The organism is Halocynthiibacter namhaensis, assembly GCF_000812685.1.
Lineage (GTDB): Bacteria > Pseudomonadota > Alphaproteobacteria > Rhodobacterales > Rhodobacteraceae > Halocynthiibacter > Halocynthiibacter namhaensis.
The window spans coordinates 59239-80915 of the sequence record NZ_JWIF01000011.1; the positions used below are offsets into that span (position 1 = coordinate 59239).

The following is a 21677-nucleotide window of genomic DNA, read 5'->3' on the forward strand; positions in this document are numbered from 1 at the left end:
GGGTTGGCCAATAGGTGTGCGCTAGGTAAACACATAACGTAGCCCCTGCAGCACAGATGAACATCAATGTAATATATAAATGGTGACTAGTGTAAGAGCTTCTAGAGATTAGCAAAGCAAACAGTAAAACCAAAGACAGCAGCATGGTCGCCAGGCCTGACAATCGCTTTCGCCACCCATCTGTTTGCCGGACCGCTATAATCGAAGAAACCAGAAACCCAGCAGGAAGCGCAAGAAGGCCAAATGTTAATACTATCGCGAAAATTTGTGGGGTAGTAGACATAGAAAATCCTGTCATTGAATTTGGCTTGTGGGGCGTATTATCGCACAGCTTCAATCGGCCCTTCCGCACGACCTTGGATGAATTGTTCCACATAGGGATCACCGCATGTGTCCATGTCGGCGACTGCTCCGGTCCATTGAATGACGCCCTCATGCAGCATGGCGACCTTATCGGCGATGGCGCGCACGCTTGTCATGTCATGGGTGATCGTCATGGCGGTTGCGCCCATTTCAACGACGATCTCGCGGATCAACTCATTGATCACCCCGGACATGATCGGATCAAGGCCGGTGGTGGGTTCATCGAAAAAGATGATCTCGGGTTCTGCGGCAATCGCACGGGCGAGGCCTACGCGTTTTTGCATGCCGCCAGACAGTTCAGACGGAAATTGATCGGCGACCTCGGGTTTCAAACCTACACGGCGCAGCTTTTCAATTGCGATTTCTCGCGCTTCCGCCTTGGGGCGCTTTAGCGATCCACGCAGCAAACGAAAGGCAACATTTTCCCAGATCGAAAGACTATCAAACAACGCGCCACCCTGAAACAGCATGCCAAACCGGGCCAAGAAAGCGTCGCGTTCAGCCTTTGTGACATCCTCGCCATCCAGCGTGATCACACCGCTGTCCGGTGTCACAAGTCCCAGCACAGATTTCAACGTCACGGATTTCCCCGTGCCAGAACCACCGATCACAACCATGCTTTCGCCGCGTTGGATTTCAAGGTCAACACCACGCAATACGTGGTTGTTTCCAAAGGATTTATATACGTTATCAAGTTTTATCATGACGTGAAAAACAACCCTGTTAGCATGTAGTTCGCAGCGAGGATCATCACCGCTGCCGCAACCACAGAAAGTTTCGTTGCCTGGCCCACGCCCTGTGCGCCGCGCCCGGAATTCATGCCGTAATAACAGCCCATCACAGCGGCGATAAAGCCGAAGGCCGCGCCTTTGACCAAGGAAGATGTGATGTCCGTGAACTCAATGAAGTTGACGGTGTTTTGCAGGTAAGCGGCGGTGTTAAATCCAAGCCGGCCAGTGGCCACAGTATAGCCGCCAAAGATGCCGATGATGTCTGCGACGCCCACAAGGATTGGGCCAGCAATTGTGGCTGCCAAGACGCGGGGCAATGTCAGGTATTTCATTGGGTTTGTGGACAGGGTGACAAGCGCGTCGATCTGTTCCGTCACTTTCATCGTGGCGATTTCAGCGGCGATGGATGATGTCACGCGGGCGGCAATCATCAAGCCCGCCAAGACAGGCCCAAGTTCGCGGACCATGCCGATGGCGACGATCTGTGGCACCACGGCTTCGGCGTTGAAACGCGCCCCACCGGAATAGATTTGCAGGGCCAATGCACCACCGGTGAAGAAGGCCGTGAGGCCCACCACGGGAAGCGAGAAATACCCGATAGACACCAGCGCGTCGCGCAGTTCTTTCAAGTAAAACGGCGGGCGAAACAAATGGCTGATCGTGTCGAAGACAAACAGTGCCAAACGCCCGATTGCGGCCAAAAGCGCAAGGGCTGGCCGGCCAATGGCGGCGAGGGCTGCTGTGGGACTCATCATTGGGTCTCTTCCTTGAGGTGGCGGGTGTAACGTGCGCCAAGGTTGGTCAGGATTTCATATCCGATCGTTCCGGCTTTGTCAGCCAGATCATCAATGGTTTGATGATCGCACAGGATATCAAGGCTTTCTGGGATGTTTTCCAAATGCGTCACATCCACGGTCAACATGTCCATGGACACACGCCCGAGAATTTCGCAGGGGGTGGCAGCGGCGAAAACCTGTGTGGATTGCCCACCCATCGCACGGATCAGGCCGTCGGCATATCCTGCGGCGAGGGTGGCAACCTTGGTGGGTTTGTCAGCCTTCCAGCCATTGCCATATCCAACATATTCGCCCGGCTGAACGTCACGGGTTTGGATGATCGGCAAAGACAGCTGCACGACGGGGGACGCATCACGGAAGGGCAGGCCGCCATAAAGGCCAACGCCGGGCCGGACCAGATCAAAGTGATAATCCGCGCCCAGCAGAATGCCCCCGGTCGCCGCAAGCGAGCGTGGCACATCCACGCCATCGGTCATTGCGCGAAAACAGGCAAGTTGTTCGGCGTTCTGTGGGTTTTCGGGGGTGTCGGAACAGGCGAGGTGAGACATCAACAGAACGGGACCGCGGGCGAGGACTTCTGATTTGAGGGCGGTCCAGTCAGCGGGCTCTAGCCCCAATCGGTTCATACCGCTGTCCAATTGCACGCCAAAGGGTGCTGCGGGCAGGGATGCGAAATGGCGTGTTATTTGATCGAGAGAATTCAACATTGGCGTCAGGCGCGCATCGCGCAGCATATCCGTGTCGCCCAACATATGCCCGGACAGGATATAGATGTTTGGCGCGTCTCCGGTGTCCCTGCGCAGGGCGACACCTTCCTCGGTGGTGGCGACAAAGAACTTGGTCACGCCTTCGCGCATCAACCGACGCGCGACATTGCCCGCGCCCAGCCCATAGCCATCAGCCTTAACCACGGCGGTGGTTTCCACCGCCTGGCTGCTCATCCCGTTCAGCGCCTGCCAGTTTTTCGCCAGCGAATCCGGGTCAATCGTAAGAATTCCTGTGCCCATATCGCTGTTTTGCTGGTCTGGAAACTGAGGTCAAGAGGTACTATAGCTGTGATTTGGAAACCGGCGATTATTTGTGCTTTTGCGCGGGGTTTTCAACATATTTGGAATACAGGAGTTCAGAGTTTGAAGTTATTAGAGAATATCCGGCGTGAGTTGGAAAAACCGCGTGAAAAACGCCCCTTGGGCAGTGGCTGGTTGTCCGGCGGTGGGGCGCTTTTGGCCGGGATCGCGGGATTGTTTTTGGTGTTCATCCGTTCTTTCCCCGCGACATTAACGATGCCAGAACTAAGCGTCATTCATAACAGCGGCTATGTGACTGTTGCGTTGAATAGTATTTTACTGATCGGTTATGTTCTGTCGCTGCTGTCTATCTTATTGAGCCGCAATAAGGTTTTGGGTTGGACGGCCTTGGCGCTTGTGATCACGGCATCCCTGATCGGAACCGGGGCGACGCCCACTGAAGGCGGTGCCGGGCAAAGCCTGTATTTCGGGCTGGATTACTTTGTTATCAATGTGTTGTTCGTCGGTTTTGTCTTTGTGCCGCTTGAACGTTTTTTCCCGCATCTCTCGGAACAAACGGTGCTGCGTGGGGAATGGCGTGAGGATCTGTTCTATTATTTGGTCAGCTCGCTGCTGGTGCAGATCCTGACATTCCTGACCTTTCGTGAATGACGCGTTTGATCTGACGGATATTCGGTCCTATATTTTCACGCTGCCTTTTGTGTTACAGGTCTTTTTGATCATGATCGTGACTGATTTTGTGCAATATTGGGTGCACCGGATGTTCCATAAAATTCCTTGGTTGTGGAAATTTCACGCGGTGCATCATTCTGCCGAAAATATGGATTGGCTTGCGGGTGCGCGGATGCATTTCTTAGAAATCGGGGTGCTGCGTGGCTTGACCGCCGTGCCGATGTTCACCCTTGGGTTTAAACCAGAAGCAATCCAAGCCTATGTTTTGGTTGTGTATTTCTATTCTTCATTTGTGCATGCCAATATCGGGTGGAACCTGAAATCGGTTGAACGGTTTTTGGTCACGCCCAGATTTCATCACTGGCATCATGGCAAGGAACGTGCGGCGATTGACGTGAATTTCTCAATTCATTTCCCGCTGTATGACTGGCTTTTTGGAACGCATCACATGCCAGAAGATGGCACCTGGCCGAAGAAATACGGCGTCATGGGGAAGAAGATGCCAAAGGGGTTCTGGAAACAGTTTATGTATCCGTTCCGGCGTCAAACGGAAGATAAATAACAGGGTGCAGGCAGTCGATTTCGGCTGCCTGCGTTGCTTAGGTCAGGTGGTTTCCGCTTTATGGGCCTCATACCCGGCTTCCAACTCGCTGCGCAAGAAATCCCCGAAGGTTTGCGTTTCAAACTGGGCGTCGCCGGTGCCGGGCAAGGGCGCGATGTCATAGCTGACGTTTGGGTCAAAGAAGAAGGGCACGGAATACCGTTCGCGGCCCGACCGGTTGATCACGCGATGCGGCGTTGACAGCAGGCGTCCATTGGACATGCGGTGCAGCATGTCACCCACATTGACCACAAAGCTGCCGTCGATCTTTGGCGCATCCACCCAATTGCCCGCAGGTGTTTTGACCTGCAAACCACCGATCCCGTCCTGTGCCAGAAGCGTCAGACAGCCGAAATCATTATGGGGGGCGGAACCGAAAAGATCATCGGGCCCAAGGGGATCGGTGGGTGGATAATGGAGCAGGCGCAGCCAGGTGGTGGGGGTGTCAAACCCGTCACGCAAAACCGGTTCGGGATCCGCGCCCGCTGCCAGAACCGCCAGGCGCATCAGGCGACGTCCAAGGTCAGACATCTCCGCCTTATAGCGCAGCATCAAATCGCGGAAACCGTCCAGATCGGGCCATTGATTGGGGCCGGACAGGTAAACATAAGGATCCTGCACCGCGTCTTCGCGCAGCATCATCAGGCTTGCGGATTGGTTGGGTTTTGTGACCTTCGCGTGGGCGGAATTCACATCCGTTGAGGTGTTGATCGCAATATACCCACGGTGACCAGTGTTCAGGGCAAGCGCCTGTTTTTGTGCGGTGGGCAGGGCGTGGAATTGGGCCGAGGCCTCAAAAACCGCGTCAATCAGATCCTGATCGATGCCGTGGCCTGTGATATAGCCAAAGCCGGTTTCGCCGTAAGCTTTGCGGAATTGCGCCACCAGATCATCGGATGGCGTATCGGTCAGACCGGTGATGTCGATCACCGGAATTTCGGAAAATTCAGTCATTTCATATCTTTCGCTTTGAGTGTCGGAAGCTTCGGGGGCACGTCGGTTAAGACAATACCCCATGGCTATCCTTCAAAGCGTTTCCGGCGGTGGAAGTCGTGGCGTTCCAACACCACGAGATATGGAAATGTGTTCGCCAAATCAGAACCCTTGGTCGTCGCTGTCGTTCTGCCAAGGTTTGACAAGGTTACCAAAGCGCGTGAACTGGCCTTCGAACGACAGTTGCACATCGCCAATGGGGCCGTGACGTTGCTTGCCGATGATCACATCAGCCTTGCCGTAAAGTTCTTCCATTTCTTCTTGCCACTCAGCGATTTTATCAAGTTCGTGATCATTTGGTTTCTCACGTTCTTTATAATATTCGCCGCGATACACGAACATAACCACATCGGCATCTTGCTCAATTGAGCCCGATTCACGAAGGTCAGACAGTTGCGGGCGTTTGTCTTCGCGGTTTTCCACCTGACGTGAAAGCTGGGACAGGGCAATCACAGGAATGTTCAATTCCTTCGCGATCGCCTTCATGCCCATGGTGATTTCGGAAATCTCGTTCACCCGGTTTTCAGCCGTGCCACGACAAAGCTGCAAATAGTCGATGACCAGCAGGTCAAGCCCATGGGTGCGTTTCAAGCGACGGGCGCGCGCGGCCAGTTGCGAAATTGGCAGGGCAGGCGTGTCATCAATGAACAGCGGGCAGGCCTCAAGTTCTTTGGCGGCATCCACAAAACGACGGAATTCTTCTTCTGTCATGTCACCACGACGGATTTGCTGGCTGGGGACCTCAGATGCCTCGGACAGAATACGCGCGGCCAGCTGTTCGGCTGACATCTCAAGGCTGTAGAACCCGACCACGCCGCCTTCAACCGCACCAATCGACCCATCGGTCAGTTTGCCTTTTTTATAGGCTTTGGCCACGTTATAGGCGATGTTGGTCGCAAGCGATGTCTTCCCCATAGACGGGCGACCCGCAAGGATCAAAAGGTCAGAGGGGTGCAAGCCGCCCAGCTTTTTATCCAAATCAATCAAGCCCGTAGAGATCCCCGCAAGGCCACCACCACGTTGATAGGCGGCATTGGCGGAATTCACGGCTTCGGTCACGGCGGACAGGAAGGATTGAAAACCACTGTCGGTTTGGCCCTGTTCAGACAGGGAATAAAGCGTCTGTTCGGCTTCGACGATTTGCTCGGATGGCTCGCTGTCGACATCAACGGTGGATGCCTTATCGGCAATGTTGCGGCCAATTGCGATCAATTCGCGCCGGATCGCCAGATCATAGATCAATTGCGCATAATCACGCGCCGCAAAGGCGGAAATCGACGCACCCGCAAGGTTCACCAGATAGGCAGGGCCACCAAGTTCCGCGAGGCCGGGATCTTTTTCAAGAAACGCCTTCAGCGTGACCGGGGATGCAATGGCGTTTTTGCGAATGCGTGCCTCAGCGGTTTCATAAATGCGCCCATGCACGGGGTCAAAGAAATGGCTGGGCTGTAGGATAGAGGCCACGCGATCATAGACATCATTATTGGTCAGAAGCGCACCCAAAAGCTGCTGTTCCGCCTCGATGTTATGGGGCATAATTTCTTGTGTCTGCGCTTCCAATTCGGGAGCGCTCGCGCCGATGCGTGCAAATTCGTTCATAATGTCTCTCTGTCCCTCTGGCCTTTGTCCCTATCAGACCCATCCGCAGACCCCAAGTGGATAGAATTGGGAGTAAACCTGCGATAACCCTGTGGATAACCTGTGGATTAAGGATGAGCCTACCACATGTTGTGGGTCTTGTCTTGCGTGTCGCGAGATTTGCGGGCGGTGACACGATTCCCTGCGGATAAACTATCCACAGGAAATGTGAGTTTTTGCAATGATTTTTGTAGCGAGATCAGCCGCGTGCGGCTTGCCAGCCGCGGGGATCATTGAGAAAGCTTTCGACCTCAGACAGGGTTTCTTCGTCAAAGCGTTTTTCATCACGGGCGACTTTCAAAACATCATGCCAAGTGCAGAGATAGCTTAGGCCAACACCATGATCAGACAGGGTTTTCTCGGTCTCGGGGAAGATACCATAGTAGAAAATCACAGCGGTGCGGTCACAGGTTGCGCCTGTTTCACGGATCGCATCAACAAAGGACAGTTTTGATCCGCCATCGGTGGTCAAATCTTCGACCAACAGCACGCGTTCACCTTCGGACATCAACCCTTCAATGCGGGCGTTTCGACCGTAACCCTTTGGTTTCTTACGCACATATGTCATGGGCAGGGCCATGCGTTCCGCAACCAAAGCCGCAAAAGGAATGCCCGCCGTTTCGCCACCGGCGATGTTGTCGTAATTCTCAAGCCCCGCATCGCGCATCACGGTGCAGGTCAGAAAATCCATCAGGGTAGAGCGAATACGCGGAAAGGAAATCAGCTTGCGGCAGTCGATATAGGTCGGGCTGGGCAGGCCGGAGGCCAGCGTAAACGGCTCACGCGCATTGAAATGCACGGCCTCAATATCCAGCAACATTTTCGCGGTCATTTCGGCGATGGTGGTTTTATCGGGGTAAGAGGATGGGATCATGATGCGCTCGCGTGCCAATGTACAGGGAAGCCGGGGTCAAACACGGTGACCGGGCCGTCGGGTGTTTCGATATGGGTTGGGAAGCTGTTCACATCGCCCTTTGTCAGGGTCAATGTCGCCTCATTCGGGGCCATGCGGTAAAACGCTGGGCCGTTCAATGATGCGAATTTCTCCAACTGGTTCAAGGCGTTGTCTTCCTCAAACACATGCGCCAGCAGCGGCATGGTGTTGGTCGCGGTGAAACACCCTGCACAGCCACAGGCCGACAGTTTATTCGCATCCGTATGGGGCGCGCTGTCGGTGCCAAGGAAGTATTTCCCATTGCCCGAGGTCGCCGCCGCCCGCAAAGCCAGACGATGGCTTTCGCGTTTCGCAACAGGCAGACAATAGTAATGGGGTTTAATGCCGCCAACCAAGATGTGGTTGCGGTTGATGATCAGGTGATGCGTCGTGATCGTCGCGCCCATGTCGTCTTGGCTGCCGACATAATCCACACCGTCTTTGGTGGTGATATGTTCCATGACAACGCGCAGGCCGGGGGTGGCTTTGCGGATCGGGTCAAGGACGCGGTCGATGAACACAGCTTCGCGATCAAAAATATCGATCTCTGCATCGGTGACTTCGCCATGCACACATAGGGGCAGGCCGGTTTCAGCCATCATTTCAAGACAGGGGCGGACCTTGTCGAAATTCGCAACACCAGAGGCGGAATTGGTTGTCGCACCTGCCGGGTAAAGTTTCACCGCGGAAATCAGCCCACTTTCAAAAGCGGCGCGCATGTCGGCGGGATCGCTGTCTTCGGTCAGATACAGGGTCATAAGCGGTTTGAAATCTGCACCCTCGGGCAGGGCGGCCAGAATGCGGTCGCGGTATTGCACTGCCTGAGCGCCCGTCACAACAGGGGGCACAAGGTTGGGCATGATGATCGCACGACCAAAATCGCGGGTGGTTTCAGGCAAGACAGCGTTCAACATGCTGCCGTCACGCAGATGCAAATGCCAGTCGTCGGGGCGGCGGATTGTGAAAGACTCGGTCATATGCGCGACATACACAATCTTACCGCCCCGCGCCAGTGTTTGGTGGCGTTAACAACCTGTTGATGCGGCCCTGAACGGATCAAAGCCGTGGCATTTATGTGTTATTTTTCCGAAACAACGCCCATTCTTCAACAACGCTGCCATCGGGCAGATGGCAATTTCCAACTTGCCCGTCCGTTTCAGTCATGATTTCCACACGGCCACCGACGCTGACACAATATTCTGACGCCGGATTGGCGATGCCCACGGTGCCTACCGCGTTAGGTTTCGGTTCCTCGGGGGTGCATCCAGACAGGGCCGCAGTCAGTGCTATAATTGAGACATATTTCATGGGTAAGCTCCTGGTTGTCGGCCGTTTCATGTGGGGGCAAACGGTGCCTCACATTGGTGCCTCAATTGAAAGAATAAGCCGCTATCGACATTGGGTTAAGCGGCGCGAATTGCGGGTTGATTGTTTTTCAGGTGGCGGGCCACAAGCGTTTTCTGGAGCTTCCCATGCGGGATATGCCGCGCGGGCTTCTGTGTATAATCTTTGTTGGATATTTCTGGGAAAATGGCCAAAACTTCTTCACGCGCCTTCCTGTTCATCGATTTGATCGCTTCAGGTCCAGTGAAAAAGCTTTCCGTTGGTGCGCCTTCGGCAAAGATCACTTCATGTTGATCAAAGAGCAGGTGGAAATATTCCACGTCCATTTCCGTGGGTTCAATGAAAATTCCGGGCAGCTCTGTCAACCTGATCGCCGCAATCAACACGTCGGGCTTGCCAAACATACGTTCACATATTTTCGATGACACAAGCATCCGATGCTGACGCGACACCAAAAGATCACGTTTCGGCATGCCATCCCCCAATGCACCAGCGGTGATACGCACTGGTGCCAGTTTGGGATTGTCGCGCAGATCTTGTGCTGAAAGCTTCCGGTTCATTGGAATGCGCAGTGTTTTATAGACGCCGTCTGCGGTCAAAACCCTGCTACCTGCTTTTAAGTTCTCGACAGGAATGAGGCCGCGGTCTGTTTCTATCATAGTTCCGCGGACAAAACAGGCGATCGTGGCATAGGATGTCGGGGTGGATGTATGGCTTTGATAGGAACCCAAAAACGCACCAACAGTGAACGCCGATCCTGGCCCGGGAATAAAGTACCAATTGCCGCCGGTGTTGAAGAAATAGAAGGTCTCAACATGTGACGTGCCGCCAGTATCCACAAATGACACATTGATGTCATAAGGGGGGCCTGCAGTCGCACCAAATGCCCCGCCATTAATGCTAACGGTTTCGTTGGTGTCTGAAGCCCCATTCAGGTTGGGGTCGTCATCATCAATGACTGCGGTATAGGATGTATTATAGGTGGCGTTGTAGTGGGTTCCGCTCCACCGAAAGGCTGTGACTGTGTATTGTACCATATCAGGTCACCAACTCAGTCAAAGACATGCTGGCTTTGTTGAGATCCAGAGGAAAACCCACCGAAGTGAGTTGGCGTTCGCTGACGTCGTTAAGTGTTTTATTGCCTACGCTTTGGGCACAGTCCACCATGGGAATATGGTGGGATGTCAGCCCATTTCCGTGGCTAGTATATATGGTTGAATTCGCAAATAGCGCAGGCACAGTCTGGACCCACACGTCACCGCCAGTCTGCGGAAAACACACGCAGCTCGACCGGTCAATACCGCTCGTTTTGTATACCATTTTAACCTCGAAGATGCCCGCGCTTTGCGCACGTGACGATTGTTAATCAATTCTTAGCACAATGATTCGCTGACTTCCATATTGAAAATCTGATCGATTCGCTGATCAGAATTATGATTTTTCATATGGGGGCCTGTTCGTTCGGGGGCTGCGGGTTTTATGCCGAAAGCAGTTAGTGAAAATCTGCTGTGAAACTGCGTTCGGTTCAAAAAGCGTCTGGGGCGGGACACGGGGGTTCAAAGCCATTCATCATGCCATGCAGTGGGTGCACAGCGGGGTTGCACAATTGGGTGGTACACAAACGATGTTGCCACGTTCATATAGCTACCAACAGACAAACGAACATCAAACCGCACGCTGAACTGGATATTTGACATGGCACACGTAATCACATCTGCCCGCCCGACCACATCTTTCTTCGCCAACGCATTGCGCGCAACTGGCTCATTCTTGATGGCGATCACTGAGGGCGCATCCCGCATGCGCACCGTGCGCACTTTGGAAAACAAGTCAGACCAAGAATTGGCAGACATTGGCATCCGCCGCGAAGACATTGCACGCGCTGTTTTCGTAGGCCGTTACTACATCTAATTTTGCGCCGAACCATAGGCACAAGACGACAAACCACGACGAACCGGCCTCGCAGAAATGCGGGGCTTTTTTCGTTTTACGTGACTGTTGCCTTGACGGATGAAAGATCGCATGCAGCAATGCGGGGGAATGATTTAGGATTTTTCCATGCCCCATACCGTCGCCCTGCCTAAAAACGCCGATGCTTTGCAAGCCATGCTGGGGGATCAGGGTTATATCTGTGATCGCGCCTTGGGCGTGGTTGCGTTTTTGGCGTTGAAACTGGGGCGGCCCTTGTTCTTGGAAGGTGAGGCGGGGGTTGGTAAAACCGAAATCGCCAAAGCCATCGCATCGGGACTGGGCCGCAAATTGATCCGCCTGCAATGCTATGAGGGCCTGGATGCGGCCAGTGCTGTGTATGAATGGAACTTTGCCGCGCAAATGGTCGCCGTGCGTACAGCCGAAGCCGCCGGTGGAATGGATCGCGACGCGCTTGAGGGTGAATTATTCTCGGATAAATACCTGATGAAACGCGCTTTACTTGACGCCATGAGTCCGCAAGAGGGCGGCGCGCCCGTTTTGTTGATCGACGAACTTGATCGCACAGACGCCCCGTTTGAGGCCTTCTTGCTGGAAGCTCTGTCCGATTTCCAAGTGACCGTGCCGGAACTGGGCACCATCAAAGCACCTGAGCCCCCCATCGTGATCGTGACCTCAAACCGCACCCGTGAAGTGCATGACGCGTTAAAGCGCCGTTGCTTGTATCACTGGGTGGATTACCCAGATTTCGATCGCGAATTGGCCGTCCTAAATGCCCGCGTGCCCGCCGCCGCCGCCGATCTGTCACGCGAAATCGTGCGGTTCGTGCAAACCCTACGCACAGAGGATTTGTTCAAGAAACCCGGCGTGGCCGAAACCATTGACTGGGCAAAATGCCTGCTGGCCTTGGATGTGGTGTCCCTGTCGCCCGATGTGATCGCCGACACGCTGGGCGCGATCCTGAAATACCAAGACGACATCACCCGCCTGCAAGGGGCCGAGGCCACGCGCATTTTGGATGAGGCGCGCAATGAGATTGCAGAATGAATTTTCTTGGCAAGGATGCAATTTCTAGGGCCACACGTGTGTCGTCGCGGACTGTTCTGATCGTGTCTGTGACATTGCTTGCATTCTCAATGGAATGGGTGACCATTCCCGAAGGGAAGATCTTTGGTGTTCAATTCAGTGACGGATATCTGATTTGGGCTCTGCGATGTATTGTTGTGTATAATTTATTTAGCCACTTGGTACATTGGTATGGAGATTTTGTGAGCTACAAAGGGTGGAATATCACAGGTCGAAAACCCCAAGCGATGGCGCGATTGGGGCCAGCTAATACATATAACTTTATCCAAAGCTTTATGCTTGATGTTGCACGAGCGCAGGTCAACGCCCTTGAAAACGATGATAGGGCCGAGAAGCTGGATTTCACGGATGATCTGAAAGAGCAATTTCTGGCTTTGAATAACGCGCTCTATCGGTTTGCAAGTTTCGCAACCCTCTATGTGTGGGGATGGTTTTTACTTTTACCCGTTGGATGCGGAATCCTATCCTTGATCGCCAGTTTTTACACCATTGGCAGCTCATGAGCACCGCATCCCCCCTGACACTTCCTGAAAATCCGCGCCTCGTGGAGAATATCACATGGTTTGCGCGGGCGTTGCGGGCGGCGGGGATGTCTGTGGGGCCGGGGGCTGTGATGAAAGCCGTGCAGGCTGTGCAGGCCGTGGGGTTCACGTCGCGCGGGGATTTCTATTGGGCGTTGCATGCGTGTTTTGTGGCACGTCCCGAGGATCGTGTGTTGTTTGCCCAATGCTTTCGCATGTTCTGGCGTGATCCGCGGTATGTGGAACATATGATGGCGATGCTTTTGCCATCGGTGCGCGGGGTCCAGGAAGACAAACCCGCAAAACCTGCCGAGAAACGCGCAGCCGAAGGCTTGCTTGATGGTGTGGATCGCGATGTACCTGATATTGAGGACGGCGGCACAGAGATCGAATTTGACGCGACCCTTACGATATCGGATCGCGAACGTCTAAAGCAGCTTGATTTTGAACAGATGTCCACAGCGGAAATGGCAGATGCGAAACGTCTGATCGCAGCCATGCGCATGCCGTTGAAACCGCTTGTGACCCGGCGCAGGGCACCACATCCGCGTGGGGATATTGCGGATTGGCGCGCGACCATGCGTCAAAGCCTGCGCCAAGGGGGTGATGTCGGGCGTCTGGCCATGAAGAAACGCAAGACGCGCCTGCCGGATCTGGTGGTGCTTTGCGATATCTCGGGGTCTATGGCGCCGTATTCGCGGGCGGTGTTGCAATTTACCCATGCGATTTCAAATGCCTCCCATGGCGAAAAGATCAATGCCCATTGCCTGACCTTTGGCACGCGTTTGACCAATATCACCCGACATATGCGCAGCCGTGATGTGGATCAGGCGCTTGCGCTTGCGGGGGCAGAAGCACAGGATTGGGAAGGCGGCACGCGCATCGGGGATGCCTTACATGCATTCAACAAGGATTGGGCACGGCGTTTGTTGGCGCCTGGGGCTGTGGTTCTGTTGATTACGGATGGGTTGGATCGCGGGGATGCCTCGGAACTGGCGCGCGAAATGCAGCGCTTGTCCCTATCTGCCAAACGTTTGATCTGGCTGAACCCGCTTCTGCGTTGGGATGGGTTTGCCGCCAAGGCCCAAGGCATCCGCGCGATGCTGCCCCATGTTGGCAGCTTTCGCGCTGGGCATAATATCGCGTCTTTTGAAGGGCTTATCACGGCTCTTTCACGCGTTGAAGATGGCGGGGAAAAGGCGCGTCTAATGGCGGCGATGCAGGATAAGCCGTAATTGCGCATCTTCCGGGTCGCGGTGACGGGCCCAGATATGTTTGATCGCCCTATGACAACAGGAGACATGATATGTCGTTTAAAATACAAGCTTATGATCAGCATTGGGTCAAGAACCTGCGCGCAGGCGGAATGGATGACAATGGCCAAACTGCGGAACACGCGGTGTCTGATGGTGGGGGCAACCCATGCCGGTCTTGTTTGGACTATATCGCCAAAGACGCCGAGATGTTGATCGCGGGGGCACGCCCCTTTGGCCAGTTGAACCCCTATGCGGAATGCGGGCCTGTGTTCTTTTGTGCAGAGGACTGCACGCCTTGGTCGGGGGACGCCTTGCCACCGGTTCTACAAAACAGCCCGGATTACTTGGTCAAAGCCTATAGCGCGGATGATCGCATCATCTATGGCACGGGGCAGATCACATTGGTGGCGGAACTGGCGGGTTACATCACCACACTTTTGAACCGCGCTGGTGTGGCTTTTGTCGACATCAGGTCGTCCCGTAACAATTGTTTCGCCGCCCGGGCAGTTAGAACATAGAACTATAGGACCCGCGCAAGCCGTTTATCGGGCAGTTTATACCGGCCGCGCTGGGCGTGTTGCCCGCAATGCCCGCTTTGCACTATTTCGCGCTGGGGTGACTTTGTCACTGAACTGGATCGACCCGTTGCGTATTTGACCTTCGAAAGCCGGGCATAAGATGCGACTCGCCCGGATCAGACAATAAGAAGGAGGTCAGATATGACCCTGAACTGGAAAATAGGGGGCCTCGCGCTGGGCTTTGTGTTCTTCCTTGCGGTGCTCTTGGTAAAACCCATCGGCGTTTCCACGCAATTTGTGATCTTTGACGGGATCCTCTGGAATGCGGTGGACAGCAGTGTAGTGACACAGGCCGATGACGGCAGTTACACTTCGACCAATGCATATCTCGCGAAATCTGGCGGGAAATATGCCAAGAACATCGCCAACCCTTTAAACTATAGCTTTATTTTCGCTTTGGCGATGGTGATTGGCGGGGCGGCTTCGGCCTATCTGCGCGGCGGTATTGGCACGGATGAACGGAACATGCCTGCGATTTGGCGGGCAAATTTCGGCGACAGCGTGATCAAACGCTATGCCGTCGCTTTCGCCGCAGGGTTTGTTGTGCTTTACGGCGCGCGCTTGGCGGGGGGCTGTACCTCGGGCCATATGATGAGCGGCATGATGCAAACGGCTTTGTCAGGCTATATTTTTACCGCTGGCGCATTTGCGGCGGCCATCCCAACAGCCATTATTCTTTTCCGGAAGGAGGCCTAAGCCATGACATCTATTCTTCTTGCTTTGATCATCGGCGGCGCGTTTGGTGTCGTTCTTGATCGCACCGGTGCGGCCAACCCAACTTTGATTGGAAAAATGCTGAACCTCACCAATCTACATTTGGCCAAAACCATTCTTCTGGCCATTGGTACAGGGTCGGTGTTGATGTTTGGCGGGCAAATGTTGGGCCTTGTGGATGTGGCGCATATGTCCGTGAAATCCGCCTATATCGGCGTGTTTGTGGGCGGACTGTTGCTGGGTCTTGGCTGGGCGGCGTCGGGTTTCTGTCCGGGCACAAGCCTTGTGGGGGCGGCCGCTGGCCGTAAGGACGCATGGACCTTTATTGGCGGTGGGCTTTTGGGCGCTGCGGCATATATGGCGACCTATCCTGGGTCCAAAGACATGGGCCTGCTGGATAAAGTCGGCGGTGGCAAAGTGACGCTTGGGACCGTTCCTGGTGCGAAATATGAGGGGCTGACCATGATCCCGGGGGACATCCTGGGGATTGCGTTGGGCGCGGTCTTTATCATCGTGGCCTTTATGTTGCCGGAACGTTTGATGAAAAAAGCAGACGTGGTTCCCGCCGAATAGATACAGCCGGAATCTATAGGCGGAATTTATAGGCGGAATTGATCGTCAGAGACCCCACGGAGGCAACTTCGTGGGTTTTTCCGTTTCAGTGATCAAGGCGCTGGTCATTCGGGCTTGGGTTTTCCATAGTACCTTGAAGGAGCCCCCAATGAATACATCTCAAGACATCGATCAAATCCCGGAAGCCGCGCTGGCGTTTTTGAACGCGGGCGAAGGCGTTGCATTGGCGACAGTGGTGGACACCTGGGGATCGGCACCAAGGCCCGTGGGCAGCCAGCTTGCGATTTCATCATCGGGGGACATGGTGGGGTCTGTGTCCGGAGGATGCGTCGAGGGGGCGGTGATCCTTGAGGCCCAAGACGCGATTTTGGATGGAAAACACCGGGTTTTGACGTTTGGCGTGTCAGATGAAAACGCCTTTGAGGTCGGTTTGGCCTGTGGCGGGCAAATTCGGGTGATCGTTGAGCCGGTGATCAACGATGGCCCCGGTTTAACCCCGGACAAACTGCGCGCACTTGTGACCGCGCGGGCTGGGCGTCGCAGTGTCGGATCCGAGATCGACCTGACGCATGGCGCACATCAGATCGTCCACGAGGCGTCGCCCGCAACTGTTTCGCTGTGGAATGCGGGGAAATCTGGGGCCCTGGGGGATAGGTTCTTGGCGCTTCATCTGCCGCCTTTGCGGTTGATCGTGACGGGGGCAGTGCATATCGCGCAGCATTTGGTCCCCATGGCTGAGGCCGCCGGTTTTGACGTCACGCTTATTGACCCGCGCCCGGTGTTTGGATCAGAAGCACGCTTCGCGGGGCGTATGATTGTGGATGATTGGCCGGATGAGGCCATGGAGGTATTACAGCCAGATGCGCGCACGGGTTTGGTGACATTAACTCATGACGCAAAGCTTGATGACCCCGCAATTGAAGCCGCCTTGCGCAGGGATGTGTTTTATATCGGATGCTTAGGGTCTAAACGCACCCATGCCAAACGCGTGCAGCGGTTGCAAGAAAGTGGGTTCACGGCGGATGACATTGCGCGCATTCATGGGCCTGTGGGCTTGAATATTGGCGCGAAAAGCCCGGCTGAAATCGCGATCTCGGTTATGGCGGAAGTCATACAGGTTTTGCGGGTGTCAAATAATGATGCCAAAGGCGTGCTTCTTTGAAGGCTTGGAGTGAGTATTTTTGGCAAGATGAAATGCCATGCGCCGTGAATGCTTCAGGGCTGGAAGCACTAAGTTAACTAAAGCTTAAAATAGTCGAAGCTTGTTTTGACCCATCGCGCCCTGCTTGCTATGGTTGCAACAGTCCCGGTTGTGGGTGTCTGTATTTGTGTTCGCGCCGTAGGATCCAACAAAACCACGACAAGCTTGTGTTGCTATGTGCAGGGCAAGATTTAAGGCAATTGGGGAATAATCATGGCGGAAGAAACACCACAGGGTACAGGCGGCGGAATGTCCGGTGCCGCGGGTGCGGCTGGCGCTGCGGCGCTGGCGCTTGCGGGCTATTTTGGTTGGGGCGTGTATCAGAAGTCCATGACACCGACGGCCAACACCGAAGTTTCAGTAGATGATGCCCCGGTTTCTGCGGCCGCAGAGGCGCAAGTGACTGATGAAGCCGAGATCACAACCGATGCTGAAGTCGCGACAGCTGCCACGGCTGAACCGATCTCAGACACTGCGACCACCCTGGTTGATGAAGCGTCTGCTGCGGTGACCGATGCGGCAACTGCGGATCCCGTAGAGGAGGCGCCTGTGGTTATGAATGCACCGATCTTTGATGTGGTGCGGATTGACCCTGATGGCAACGCTCTTGTGGCGGGCGAAGCGGAACCCGGCCAGCTGGAGATCCTGCTTGAAGGTGAGGCCATCGCGCAAACCTTGGTTGATGACAGTGGGAAATTCGTGGCCCTATTCGATGTGACCCCGTCGGATCTGCCCCGCGTGATGTCCCTGCGCAGCACCACGGCGTCTGACGTCACAACCCTGTCGGAACAATCGGTGATCGTTGAACCCTTTACTGCTCCAATCGCAGTTGCAAGTGCAGATACACCTGTAGGGGGGGGGCAAGCGACGGACCTGGATGACACCGAGGTCGCACAGGACGAACCAGAAGATAAGGTTGAAGAGGCTGTAGAAGCAGCGACACTTGTTGCACAGTCAGATGCGCCAACAGACAGTGAAGATACCACATCCCGCATGGTTGTTGCTGACGGCGATAGCATCCGGGTGTTGGCTGCGACGGCCCCTGGTTCGGTGCGCATTGACACGGTCTCATACGGTTCTGAGGGCGAGGTTCTATTGGCTGGGCAGGGCACCAAAGCTGGCGCGACAGTACGTCTTTATGTCAACAATGATCCGCTGGTGACGGCGAAGATCGCGCCAGATTTCACTTGGAATACGGTTCTGCCAGATGTTGACAGCGGCTTATATGTGTTGCGGGTTGATCAGCTGTCCGATCAAGGGCAAGTGACGTCGCGGGCGCAAATTCCGTTCCAACGCGAAGACATCGCGGTGGTGATTGCATCCCAGACCGCCGCTGAGCAAGCCGTCACCGTGGCGACAAGTGATACGGTTGATGCCACGGTTGGTGCCACGGTTGGTGGCCGTGTGGATGTTCCGGTCGCCCCCGTTTCTGAGGCGGCGCAGGACGTAACAGTGGCGGCGGTTGATGCATCGACCACGGATGTGCCTTCCACGCAAACTGTGACCAATCTTGCCTCGGGCGGCGATGTGGTTGCGCTGAGCAGCGATGCCGCATCAGAGAATATCGCAGATGTGGTGTTGGTCGGTGATGATCCAGCGCCAGACGCCAGCAGCACCGACAGCGAGACCACATTGACCGTTGCTTCAGCCGCGTCTGAAACCGCACAAGCAAACACCCCAAGTCGCCCAAAGGTGGTTACCGTGCAGCCAGGCTTTACGCTTTGGGGCATTGCGACGGATAACCTTGGGGATGGCATGTTGTTTGTGCATCTTTACGAGGCGAATAAAGACCAAATTCGTGACCCAAATTTGATCTATCCAGGGCAGGTTTTGGCTGTTCCCGGGCAGTAGGCCCCGCAAGACCCATCTGACGCGGGGTTCAGTCTGCGTCAGATGCATCATTAAATTGTGATATGTGCATCCACGCGCAGACAGCGCTCTGGTCATTCGGGGCAGGCAGGCGTAACGTGGCAGCCCGGGCATTTGGCCTGGTTTGCAACTTATCGGCAGCGAAAGAACACGATCATGCGTCAATTGTCTCTGGGGGGGGAAGTCCCCGATTCTGAAAATCTGTCCAGTGGTTGGCTGACGATCCGTCGGGTTATTCCTTATCTTTGGCCGGATGGGCAAAATTGGGTCAAAAAGCGGGTTGTCGTTGCGATGATCATGCTGCTGCTGTCGAAGGTCATCGCAGTTGGCACGCCCTTTTTGTACAAAGCCGCGGTGGATTCACTGGCGGGTGAAAGCGGCAGCGCAACTTGGCTGCTGGCCATCGGTGCGGTGGGGCTGACGGTTGCATATGGTGTCGCGCGTTTGATGAACATCGGATTTCAACAGTTGCGCGATGTGGTCTTTGCCCGGGTTGGGCAACGTGCTTTGCGTATGTTGGCATTGCGCACGTTTGAACATATCCATGAACTTTCAATGCGTTACCACATAACGCGTAAGACTGGCGGCCTATCCCGGATCGTTGAACGCGGCGTCAAAGGCGTTGAATTCCTTCTGCGCTTCCTGTTGTTTTCCATCGGCCCTTTGGCGATTGAACTGTTCTTCATCGCGATCATTCTTTGGCTGGTTTTTGACATTTGGTACCTTGCAGCGGTTGTCGGAACCATCGGCATTTACATTTGGTTCACCTTCAAAGTGACAGAATGGCGGGTGAAGATCCGCAAAGAGATGAACGACCAAGATACAGACGCCAACCAAAAGGCCATCGACAGCCTTTTGAACTTTGAAACCGTGAAATATTTCGGCGCGGAAGCCCGCGAAGCCAAGCGTTATGACAACGCCATGGCCGGGTATGAGGTCGCGGCGTTGAAGACGGCCTATTCCTTGGCTTTTCTTAACTTTGGCCAAGCTTTCCTAATCACCGGCGGGTTGGTGATCGTCATGGTTATGGCGGCGATGGGTGTTGAAAGCGGCAAACTGACGGTTGGCGATTTTGTCATGGTGAACGCTTATATGATCCAGATCACGTTGCCCCTGAACTTCCTCGGCACGGTCTATCGCGAGATCCGCCAAGCCCTCGTTGATATGGGCGAAATGTTTGGCCTGTTGGAACAACCTGCTGAGGTGACGGATAAGCCTGATGCTGCGGCTTTGGATGTGACCGGCGGCGAGGTTCGGTTTGAAAATATCCACTTTGGGTACCACGATGAACGCCCCATCTTGAAAGGCCTTGATCTGACCGTTCCTGCGGGCGGCAGCCTTGCAATTGTTGGCCCATCCGGTGCGGGAAAATCGACAATCGGGCGTTTGATGTTCCGTTTTTATGACGTCAATGAAGGGGCGTTGAAGATCGATGGCCAAGACGTGCGTGATGTGACACAAAAAAGCCTGCATGACGCGATCGGTGTTGTGCCGCAGGACACTGTTTTGTTCAATGATACAGTGGGTTACAACATTGCTTATGGTCGTGATGATGCGACGCACGCGGATGTGATTGAGGCGGCGAAAGCTGCGAAAATTCACGATTTCATCAGCAGTCTTCCCGAAGGCTATGACACCCAGGTCGGCGAACGTGGCTTAAAGCTGTCCGGTGGTGAAAAACAACGTGTCGGCATTGCGCGCACACTTTTGAAGAACCCACCAATCCTGTTGCTGGACGAAGCCACATCCGCGCTTGATACGGAAACTGAAAGCAACATCCAGGCCAGTCTGTCCGAAATGGGGCAGGGGCGCACGGTGATCACCATTGCCCACCGTCTGTCAACGGTTTCGGAAGCGGATGAGATCATCGTTCTGGAAGGCGGTGTTGTTTCTGAACGCGGCACTCATGATGAACTGCTTGCGCTGTCTGGTCGCTATGCCAGCATGTGGGATCTGCAACGCGCCGAGGTTGAGGCGGGGTAAGCTGTTGCCTTGGGCTTGTCCCGAGAGCTTCTAGATTGATTGGGGCGATGCGCAGGCATCGCCCCTTTTCGTGACACCATACAGGCAAGTGCTTGCTATGGCCTAAGTTGCGTCGGGTTTAGCTGGAAACCCAATCGGTAATGGCATCGATATCCGGGCGTCTACGGTCTTGTGGTGTCGCGCCTTCACTTCCGATATGGATATAGCCTGCGACATAATCATCGCCTTCGATGCCCAGACCCTCAGCTAAAAAACCTTTGTGAAATGCTGTAAAACCGGTCAGCCAATTCGCACCCCACCCAGAGGCCTGCGCCGCATTCAGCATGGCCATACAGACGGCACCAGCGGATAAATCTTGTTCAATACGCGGGAAATCATCACAGTCTTTATAGGCGCAGACCACGGCGACAACCAAATTGGCATTGCCAAAGAAACCCGAAATATTTTCGACCTTCTGTGCATCCACACCTGCGGCCGTCCCATGTGTCTTAACCAAAGGGGCAAGCCGTTGAAGGGCCGGACGTTCCAAGACGATAAACCGCCAAGGGACCAACATTTTATGGTCTGGCGTGCGTGCTGCTGCGGTTAAGATTGGTGCCAGTTCATCGCGTGTTGGCACCGGTGCTTTTAGGCTGCGCACAGGGCGAGAGCGTCGGGTCAGCAGAAAATCCATCACAGCCGCATTCGGTGCCAGAGCTTTAATATCCATCATTCATCTTCCTTTTGATTAGACTGTCTGGCTGGTGGTCATGTGGCTTGACTGACACTGGCTTTCACATTTTAGATAGCGACCTTCCGGGCACAATGCCAGAGGAACCAGACGTCATTTTCCACCGATCGCGCGGCGTCAAAGAACAGGGGGTTTC

The 21677-nt window shown here is 54.6% G+C and carries 22 protein-coding genes; 12 read left to right on the forward strand and 10 right to left on the reverse strand.

Translation table 11 applies throughout. The annotated features are described in order from the left end of the window. Positions 1–320: 320 nt before the first annotated feature. From RJ38_RS01330 to alr, 3 genes are read right to left on the reverse strand one after another with little or no spacing between them, the layout of a single operon-like run. Entirely contained in the window at positions 321–1067 is a 747-nt protein-coding gene (locus tag RJ38_RS01330) for an ABC transporter ATP-binding protein (RefSeq protein ID WP_039017116.1), read from the reverse strand. Beyond that, entirely contained in the window at positions 1064–1846 is a 783-nt protein-coding gene (locus tag RJ38_RS01335; protein ID WP_039017151.1) for an MlaE family ABC transporter permease, read from the reverse strand. Before RJ38_RS01335 ends, RJ38_RS01330 begins: the two co-directional genes overlap by 4 nt. Next, a complete protein-coding gene (gene alr / locus RJ38_RS01340) occupies positions 1846–2898 on the reverse strand; it encodes an alanine racemase (protein ID WP_039017117.1) in 1053 nt (350 codons plus the stop codon). The genes RJ38_RS01335 and alr overlap by 1 nt, the downstream gene beginning before the upstream one ends. 123 nt (positions 2899–3021) lie before the next feature. Here alr and RJ38_RS19160 point away from each other — a divergent pair, with 123 nt between their 5' ends. Together RJ38_RS19160 and RJ38_RS19165 are read left to right on the forward strand one after the other, a co-directional pair. Further along, positions 3022–3570, forward strand: coding sequence for a hypothetical protein (locus RJ38_RS19160; protein WP_238321617.1), 549 nt, complete (start codon positions 3022–3024; stop codon positions 3568–3570). Further along, complete coding sequence (locus RJ38_RS19165; protein WP_238321618.1) at positions 3563–4153, forward strand: sterol desaturase family protein; 591 nt, start codon at positions 3563–3565, stop codon at positions 4151–4153. Before RJ38_RS19160 ends, RJ38_RS19165 begins: the two co-directional genes overlap by 8 nt. A 42-nt stretch (positions 4154–4195) precedes the next feature. Here RJ38_RS19165 and RJ38_RS01350 read toward each other — a convergent pair whose 3' ends face one another. The 6 genes from RJ38_RS01350 to RJ38_RS01375 all read right to left on the reverse strand — a co-directional run bounded on the left by RJ38_RS01350 (position 4196) and on the right by RJ38_RS01375 (position 10138). After that, entirely contained in the window at positions 4196–5146 is a 951-nt protein-coding gene (locus RJ38_RS01350) for an isopenicillin N synthase family dioxygenase (protein ID WP_039017152.1), read from the reverse strand. Positions 5147–5287: 141 nt separating this feature from the next. Next, entirely contained in the window at positions 5288–6784 is a 1497-nt protein-coding gene (locus tag RJ38_RS01355) for a replicative DNA helicase (protein WP_039017118.1), read from the reverse strand. Between the two features lie 238 nt (positions 6785–7022). Further along, entirely contained in the window at positions 7023–7697 is a 675-nt protein-coding gene (locus tag RJ38_RS01360; RefSeq protein WP_039017119.1) for an orotate phosphoribosyltransferase, read from the reverse strand. Continuing rightward, positions 7694–8734 (reverse strand): dihydroorotase, encoded by a 1041-nt coding sequence (gene pyrC / locus RJ38_RS01365; RefSeq protein WP_039017120.1) that lies wholly within the window; start codon positions 8732–8734, stop codon positions 7694–7696. The genes RJ38_RS01360 and pyrC overlap by 4 nt, the downstream gene beginning before the upstream one ends. Positions 8735–8828: 94 nt before the next feature. Then, the gene (locus tag RJ38_RS01370) at positions 8829–9065 is read right to left on the reverse strand and encodes a putative hemolysin (RefSeq protein ID WP_039017121.1); all 237 of its coding nucleotides are present in this window, start codon (positions 9063–9065) and stop codon (positions 8829–8831) included. A 95-nt stretch (positions 9066–9160) separates the two neighbouring features. Beyond that, positions 9161–10138: a Hint domain-containing protein gene (locus RJ38_RS01375; RefSeq protein WP_039017122.1), complete on the reverse strand. Its 978-nt coding sequence runs from the start codon at positions 10136–10138 to the stop codon at positions 9161–9163. A gap of 658 nt (positions 10139–10796) precedes the next feature. Between RJ38_RS01375 and RJ38_RS01385 the strand changes: the two genes are divergently transcribed. From RJ38_RS01385 to RJ38_RS01430, 10 genes are all read left to right on the forward strand, one after another. Beyond that, a complete protein-coding gene (locus tag RJ38_RS01385; RefSeq protein ID WP_039017124.1) occupies positions 10797–11012 on the forward strand; it encodes a YjiS-like domain-containing protein in 216 nt (71 codons plus the stop codon). Positions 11013–11159: 147 nt separating this feature from the next. Continuing rightward, positions 11160–12077 carry an AAA family ATPase gene (locus tag RJ38_RS01390; protein WP_039017125.1) on the forward strand — a complete coding sequence of 306 codons (918 nt, stop codon included), beginning with the start codon at positions 11160–11162 and terminating at the stop codon, positions 12075–12077. After that, positions 12074–12619 (forward strand): hypothetical protein, encoded by a 546-nt coding sequence (locus tag RJ38_RS01395; protein ID WP_039017126.1) that lies wholly within the window; start codon positions 12074–12076, stop codon positions 12617–12619. The genes RJ38_RS01390 and RJ38_RS01395 overlap by 4 nt, the downstream gene beginning before the upstream one ends. Then, a complete protein-coding gene (locus RJ38_RS01400) occupies positions 12616–13872 on the forward strand; it encodes a vWA domain-containing protein (protein WP_039017127.1) in 1257 nt (418 codons plus the stop codon). Before RJ38_RS01395 ends, RJ38_RS01400 begins: the two co-directional genes overlap by 4 nt. A gap of 71 nt (positions 13873–13943) precedes the next feature. Continuing rightward, on the forward strand, positions 13944–14411 hold the full coding sequence (locus RJ38_RS01405) for a DUF1203 domain-containing protein (RefSeq protein WP_052245121.1): 468 nt from the start codon (positions 13944–13946) through the stop codon (positions 14409–14411). 201 nt (positions 14412–14612) lie between these two features. After that, entirely contained in the window at positions 14613–15167 is a 555-nt protein-coding gene (locus RJ38_RS01410) for a YeeE/YedE thiosulfate transporter family protein (protein ID WP_039017128.1), read from the forward strand. A gap of 3 nt (positions 15168–15170) precedes the next feature. Then, the gene (locus tag RJ38_RS01415; RefSeq protein ID WP_039017129.1) at positions 15171–15758 is read left to right on the forward strand and encodes a YeeE/YedE thiosulfate transporter family protein; all 588 of its coding nucleotides are present in this window, start codon (positions 15171–15173) and stop codon (positions 15756–15758) included. Between the two features lie 148 nt (positions 15759–15906). Then, positions 15907–16920 carry an XdhC family protein gene (locus tag RJ38_RS01420; protein WP_039017130.1) on the forward strand — a complete coding sequence of 338 codons (1014 nt, stop codon included), beginning with the start codon at positions 15907–15909 and terminating at the stop codon, positions 16918–16920. A gap of 252 nt (positions 16921–17172) precedes the next feature. Further along, positions 17173–18810, forward strand: a complete 1638-nt coding sequence (locus RJ38_RS01425) for a LysM peptidoglycan-binding domain-containing protein (protein ID WP_039017131.1) — start codon at positions 17173–17175, stop codon at positions 18808–18810. A 174-nt stretch (positions 18811–18984) separates the two neighbouring features. After that, the gene (locus tag RJ38_RS01430; protein ID WP_039017132.1) at positions 18985–20811 is read left to right on the forward strand and encodes an ABCB family ABC transporter ATP-binding protein/permease; all 1827 of its coding nucleotides are present in this window, start codon (positions 18985–18987) and stop codon (positions 20809–20811) included. 118 nt (positions 20812–20929) lie between these two features. Here the strand turns inward: RJ38_RS01430 and RJ38_RS01435 are convergent, their stop codons facing one another. After that, positions 20930–21523: a nitroreductase family protein gene (locus RJ38_RS01435; protein WP_238321619.1), complete on the reverse strand. Its 594-nt coding sequence runs from the start codon at positions 21521–21523 to the stop codon at positions 20930–20932. Between the last annotated feature and the right edge of the window lie 154 nt (positions 21524–21677).